At 42.0% G+C, this 2138-nt stretch carries 3 protein-coding genes; 2 read left to right on the forward strand and 1 reads right to left on the reverse strand.

What is annotated here, in order from left to right:
* Positions 1 to 7 precede the first annotated feature (7 nt).
* Together WB217_RS05940 and WB217_RS05945 are read left to right on the forward strand one after the other, a co-directional pair.
* Positions 8 to 871 (forward strand): permease, encoded by an 864-nt coding sequence (locus tag WB217_RS05940; protein WP_423991580.1) that lies wholly within the window; start codon positions 8 to 10, stop codon positions 869 to 871.
* A gap of 36 nt (positions 872 to 907) precedes the next feature.
* Entirely contained in the window at positions 908 to 1042 is a 135-nt protein-coding gene (locus WB217_RS05945; protein ID WP_423991576.1) for a hypothetical protein, read from the forward strand.
* Positions 1043 to 1128: 86 nt separating this feature from the next.
* Here the strand turns inward: WB217_RS05945 and WB217_RS05950 are convergent.
* Positions 1129 to 2138 (reverse strand): hemolysin family protein (locus tag WB217_RS05950; protein ID WP_423991578.1); only part of this gene is annotated, 1010 nt, incomplete at its 5' end.

Raw genomic sequence — 2138 nt, forward strand, 5'->3', positions numbered from 1 at the left:
GAGAAAGATGATTGAATTCTTAAAGAGCTTTTTCTGGATTGCCCTTGAATTAACAGTCCTGTTCATCGGGATCTCGTTTTTGATCAGCTTGTTGCAGGGATACATCCCATACGAAAAAATTGAAAAAAAATTAACTGGCAGCAACAAGGTGTTCGCAAGCTTTGCCGCCATCCTGTTCGCTTTTATCACACCATTCTGCTCCTGCTCAACGATTCCGGTAGTGGTCAATATGCTGAAAAAGAAAATTCCGTTTTCAATCGTCATGGTTTTCCTCTTCGCTTCTCCAGTACTGGATCCAACAATTCTGACCATCATGGGTGTAGTAATGGGCTGGAAGGTTACGATTCTTTATACCGTTATCACAAGTATCTTCTCGATCGCAATCGGCTTCACGCTCGACAAGCTTGGCTTCCAGCGCTATGTAAAAAATGTGATGATGTCTGGCTATGAAGAATCCAACCAGAAATTCAATTGGCGCTTTGCCCTGCAAGAAACTTGGTCTCTAATGAAAAGTGTCTATCCATACCTGCTTATTGGTGCTGCCATCGGAGCCGTGATTCATGGTCTTGTTCCAACAGAGTTCATTACAAAATGGTTCGGCCATGATGCCTGGTGGCTTATCCCTGTCGCCGCTGTGGTTGGAATTCCCTTATACATTCGTCTATCAAGCATGATTCCGATTTCACAAATGCTTATTTTAAAGGGAATGGCACTTGGTCCTGTTATGGCAATGATGATCAGCTCAGCAGGCGCAAGCCTTCCTGAAGTCATCCTGTTAAAATCGATTTTCAAAAAGCAGCTTGTCCTGGCATTCATCCTATCCGTGATTACAATGTCCACCATCTCTGGATTTATCTTTTATCTTGTTTAATTAATCAAAAATTATTGATGAAAGGAGGTGATTTTAATGGCTAACTTCATTCAAATTCTAATGGGCAGCAACAAATCAAAATCAGACTGCTGCAATATCGAAATCAAAGAAGTTGAGGAAACTGAAGAGAAAAACGAAGCTTGCTGCGGCGGGGATACTAAATGCTGCTAATCGTTAAGAGCTACAGCACCTTTGGTTAAAAGAAATTTTCATATATAAAAAGGTGGAGCCAGTAACAAACTGACTCCACCTTTCTTTTATTCTTCCGTTTCAGCAACAGGCATTCTTTCAACTTTGATTTTACGGATTCGATGGCTTTCTACTTCCTGGACGATGATTTTAAGGTTTTCATAATCGAAAGTATCGCCGTTTTCAGGGATGCTTTCGAGCGTCTCAAAGATCCAGCCGCCAAGATTGTGGTACGTTGTTTCAGGCATTGGCACATTGAATAATTCTGCAAAGTCATCCAAATCAAACTGAGCATCGAATTCGTATGTGTTTTCATCAATCTTCGTCATGATGTTGATTTTCTCATCATGTTCATCCCAAATCTCACCGACAAGCTCTTCAAGAATATCTTCAAGCGTAATCAGGCCGGATGTTCCGCCGAACTCATCAACAACGATGGCCATATGGCTCTTCGTCCTTTGAAGCTCAGGCAGCAGTGTGGCTGCTTTCATCGATTTCACAACGAACATCGGCTGCCGCAGCAGCTCACGGACATTCACTTCATTATGCTGGATCAGCTCGGCAAAAAACTCGCGCTCCGATAAAAATCCAATGATGTTATCTATGTTTTCTTCGTAAACCGGGATACGGGAAAATCTCTCTGTTAAGAAGATTTCTTTGATTTCCTCGAGAGGCTGGTTCACTTCGATTGTAATCATGTCCATTCGGTGGGTTAAAATTTCACCAACAAAAATTTCGTTGAATTCCAGTGAACGGTGTACAAGCTCCCGCTCATTTTTATTGATGACACCCTCTTCTTCACTGATGTCGACCATCACCTTGATTTCCTCTTCCGTGACCGATGGGGTTGCTTCTCCATCCTTTGAGAAAATCCCTGAAACAAAGGACTTAAGCTTGCTGAACAAGAAATTGACTGGCGTCAGGATTTTGATCAATATCAGCAAAATCCCCGAGATTTTCAAGGAATAGCTTTCCGCATTTTCCTTCGCAATCGACTTCGGTAAAATTTCTCCGAAGATTAGAATCAGGATTGTCATACCAAAGGTACTGATCACAAGACCAGTGCTCGGGCCAAATA

Origin of the sequence: Mesobacillus sp., from assembly GCF_049588175.1 — a bacterium.
Taxonomy (GTDB): Bacteria; Bacillota; Bacilli; order Bacillales; family Cytobacillaceae; genus Mesobacillus.